Raw genomic sequence first — 3,622 nt, 5'->3', positions numbered from 1 at the left:
CAGTCCAGCGGGTCGGACGGGCCGGGAAGCCCGGGCGGTCCCGGCGGTCCCAGCGGGGACGGGCCCGGCAGCCGCGGCGCGCCCAGCGAGCGCCAGGTCTCCGCGTCGGCGTGCAGGTCGATGATCAGGGTCGTCGCGCCCGCCGGACGCAGCCGCAGCTCCTCCCGGAACCAGTGCCAGGGCAGCGCCGTGTACCGCACGGTGGACGCGGTCGTCCGGGCGAGTGCCAGGTGCGGCAGCCGTTGCCTGCGGTCGAGGTGGAGCTGGCCGCTGACGTACACGGTCAGCGGTCCCTGGGCGGCGGCGGCCGCGCGCAGCCGGGTCAGCACGGCCTGCGGCTCCAGCGGGTCGGCGAGTTCGACGACGTTCGCGGTGTCCGAGCCCGACAGCACGGCGGGCGGTACCGCGGCGAGGACCGGGAGCACGGACGCCGCGTCCACCAGCCGCCCGCGGCCCAGCGGTGCGGCCGCCAGCAGCAGCACGGTTGCGGGCATGGTCCCTCCCCTGTCGATCAGCTACGCCAGCACGGTAACCGCTGCGGCTGCGAACGGTGGGGTCAGTACGGTGAACGTCCCCCTTCGTGCCCTTCGCGCCCCGGCGAACGGACCCTCCGCACCGCGAACACGGTGGTGTCGTCGGCCAGACGCCCGCGGCAGTGCCGCAGCGTGCCGTCCCGTACGACGGCGACCAGCCGGGCCGGTGCGACGGTCCGCGGGTCCGCCGCCACCGCGCGGGAGACGTGCTCGGCGAGCCGGTAGAAGCGCCCGTCGGCGTCCCGGGCCTCGGTCACCCCGTCCGTGACCACCAGCAGCGTCTCGTCCGTGGCCAGCGGCACCCGGTGGGTCCGCGGCGGCGCCCCGGGGGCGAGGTCGCGGTAGCCGAGCGGAAGCCCTCCCGTGACCGGCAGGATCCGTACGCCGCCGGGACCGACGGCCAGCGGGGGCTCGTGGCCGAAGACGACCGTGTCCACGACGTCTCCGCGATCCGCCGGGAAGCCCAGCAGCACGGCGGTGGCGAACCGGTCGCCGTCGGCCCGGCCGAGCGCGGTGGTGTACTCGCGGTGGCGCACCATCCGGTCCTCCAGCCGGTCGGCGACGACCATCAGCTCCGGCTCGTGGTAGCCGGCCTCCCGGAACGCGCCCAGCAGCACCGCCGCCGTCTCCACCGCGCCCAGCCCCTTGCCCTGCACGTCACCGACGAAGACACGGGTGCCGTGCGGGCCCGGCTGGATGTCGTAGAAGTCCCCGCCCACCCGGGCCTGGGCGTCCGCGGTGAGATAGACCCCGGCATGCTCCAGGCCGCCCCAGCCGGGGGGCAGGGGACGCAGCACGGTCCGGCGGACGGTGTCGGTGACGTCCCGCATGTGCAGGGCGCGGCGCTCACCGCGCACCCGCACCGCACAGGCCAGCGTGGCGAGGACGCCGCCGGTGGTGACGAGGATGAAGTCGGGCAGCCCCGCCTGGAACTGGTGCGGCCAGGCGCTGTCGACGGCGGTGTAGGTGACGATCGCCAGCACGGCGAACACGGCCGTCCCCCACACCCCGCAGATCGCGGCGGCGATGCCGGGCACCAGCACGATCCAGGAGATGGTCCGGAACTCGCCGCCGGTGTTGTAGTCGATCACCCCGATGGCCACGAGCAGGAGCAGGGGCGGGACCGAGGCGACACTGCGGCCTCCCACCCGGAGCATCTCCTGGCGCTGCACGACGTCCCGGCGGTCGGCCCGCGGGTACCGGTCGTGCAGGCCGTGTCCCCCGCTGTCCGGACTCACCGCCCCAGCGAAACACGGGGTGGCACGGCCCGCATCCGGTCCCCGGGGAGCACGCGTCCGGGCGGCCGACTTGCCGTCGGACCCCGGCGGGTGTGCCCTGGTAGGCGGGGGCGAGGCGAGAGGAGTGCTCTCATGGCGCACGCGGCACCCCGGACCCGGCGGGCGATCGAACGGGGCGGCACGACCGACCTCTTCAGCGGACGGGCCCACCGGGCGGCGCTGGTCGCGCTGCCCGTCGTCCTCGGGCTCGTGTACGGCTACTGGGCGGCGGCCAACCGGCGTTACGGCGGGCCGGTCACCGGCTGGAACCTGCTGTTCGGCTTCCTCACCGCGCTCGTGTTCGCCGTGGTCCTCATGACGCTCCTCGCGGTGGCCCCGAAACTCCGGCGCGAGGTGCACGCGGCGGCGTGGGCAGCCTTCTGCGGCATCGCCGTCGGCTTCCTCTTCAGCCAGTCCGGCGGCAGCGTCCTGCGCTCCACGGCGCTGGCCCTGGCGGCCACGGCGGGCGTCTTCGCCGTCATGTTCTACCGCTTCTACACACGCGAGGACTCCCAGGGCCACCGCGTCGGGTGACCTCCGGACCGGGCCGCTCCCGGTCCCGGTCCGCTCCGGTCCCGGTCCGCTCCGGTCCCGGTCCGCTCCGGTCCCGGTCATGGGCCGTACAGGGTCAGGTCGACCAGTACGGCGTGGTGATCGGTGTCCGGGAGGGCGAGGAAGCGGGCGCCGGCCGCGGCGAACTCCTCGGACACCAGGACGTGGTCGATCTGGGCGCCGAACGCCGGGGCGGTACGGGACGGCCAGGTCGGCGTCCGGTCGGCGCCGTCGAGCCGGGCCGCGTCCCGCAGGCCGGTGTCGAGGACGCGCCGGAACGCCGCGTGGTCCTGGGACGCGTTGAAGTCCCCGGCCAGCACGGTCGGGACGTCCCCGGCCGCGGCGGCCACGGCGCGCAGCCCGCCCAGTTCCCGCTGCCACAGGCGGACCTGCTCGGGCAGCGGCGGCATGGGATGGGCGAGCTGGAGCCGTACGGAGTGCCCGTCGACGTCGGCCACCGCGCCGGGCATGCCCATGATGCCCGGGACCCCGTCGGTGGCCTCGAGCGGGAAGCGGCTGAGGATGACCGAGCCCTCGGAGCCGCCGCCCTCCACGGCCTGCCGGTGCGGATGACTGTCCGCGAGCGCCCGCTTCAGCGCCGCGTCGCAGCGGTACTCGCACTCCTGGACGAACACGACGTCCGGTTCCTCCCGGCGCACGGTCTCGATCAGCGCTCCGGTGGCCTGCCCGAACTCCACGTTGGAGGTGAGCACCCGCAGCTCGGCGACGGGCCGCCCCGCGGGATCGCCGGTCTTCCCGTACGGCTCGATGAACCAGGCCAGCAGGCCGAGCAGGACCACACCCCACACCGCGCCGGTCCACCAGCGGGCGAGCAGGGTGAACAGCAGCCCGGCCGCGGTGGGGACCAGCAGCCAGGGCAGGAAAGCGAGCAGCTGGGGCACGGGGGTGATGCCGTCGGTGTCGGCGGTGCGGCAGCCGACGACCGTGCTCACCCCGGCGAACAACAGCGCCGCGCACCAGGCGCCGAACCGTCGTCCTCCCCCGGGGCGCCGTCCGCTCCCGTCCCCGGTGACCGCCGGGTCGGCAGTGGCAGTGTCCAACGTTCCGGCCTTCCGTCCGCACGTGCTGTGACCCGCATCCTCCCTCAAGGACGGGGGAGCGTGGCGGCCGGTTGCCGACTGCGGCCGTCGCCGGCGGCCGTGAGAGACGGGGGGCCGGGGCGGGTTCCGCGGCGGCCGGTCAGCCAGGTGGCGAGGGCCACGGTCAGGCCCAGCGCGAGCAGCAGCCAGGACGCGGTCC

Annotated in this window: 3 protein-coding genes and 1 pseudogene; 1 reads left to right on the top strand and 3 read right to left on the bottom strand. The window is 75.4% G+C overall.

Annotated elements, in window-relative coordinates; all coding sequences use genetic code 11:
• Both B9S61_RS25435 and B9S61_RS25430 read right to left on the bottom strand, forming a co-directional pair.
• Positions 1–494: pseudogene (locus B9S61_RS25435) on the bottom strand (hypothetical protein); the annotation flags it as partial.
• A gap of 62 nt (positions 495–556) precedes the next feature.
• Positions 557–1,690 (bottom strand): PP2C family protein-serine/threonine phosphatase, encoded by a 1,134-nt coding sequence (locus tag B9S61_RS25430; protein ID WP_374936241.1) that lies wholly within the window; start codon positions 1,688–1,690, stop codon positions 557–559.
• Between the two features lie 213 nt (positions 1,691–1,903).
• Here B9S61_RS25430 and B9S61_RS25425 point away from each other — a divergent pair, with 213 nt between their 5' ends.
• Complete coding sequence (locus B9S61_RS25425) at positions 1,904–2,344, top strand: hypothetical protein (protein ID WP_103544326.1); 441 nt, start codon at positions 1,904–1,906, stop codon at positions 2,342–2,344.
• A gap of 77 nt (positions 2,345–2,421) precedes the next feature.
• Here the strand turns inward: B9S61_RS25425 and B9S61_RS25420 are convergent, their stop codons facing one another.
• Positions 2,422–3,423 (bottom strand): endonuclease/exonuclease/phosphatase family protein, encoded by a 1,002-nt coding sequence (locus B9S61_RS25420; protein ID WP_103544325.1) that lies wholly within the window; start codon positions 3,421–3,423, stop codon positions 2,422–2,424.
• Positions 3,424–3,622: the final 199 nt, after the last annotated feature.

The organism is Streptomyces sp. SM1 (genome assembly GCF_002910825.1).
GTDB lineage: Bacteria > Actinomycetota > Actinomycetes > Streptomycetales > Streptomycetaceae > Streptomyces > Streptomyces okerensis.
The sequence above is the reverse complement of the archived record's forward strand: the minus strand, read 5'-3'. Positions and strand labels throughout refer to the sequence as shown.

Excerpts from the sequence above, each read along its gene's own strand:
- B9S61_RS25430 (WP_374936241.1), bottom strand. The coding sequence starts at position 1,690 with ATGCTCCGGGTGGGAGGCCGCAGTGTCGCCTCGGTCCCGCCCCTGCTC.
- B9S61_RS25425 (WP_103544326.1), top strand. The coding sequence starts at position 1,904 with ATGGCGCACGCGGCACCCCGGACCCGGCGGGCGATCGAACGGGGCGGC.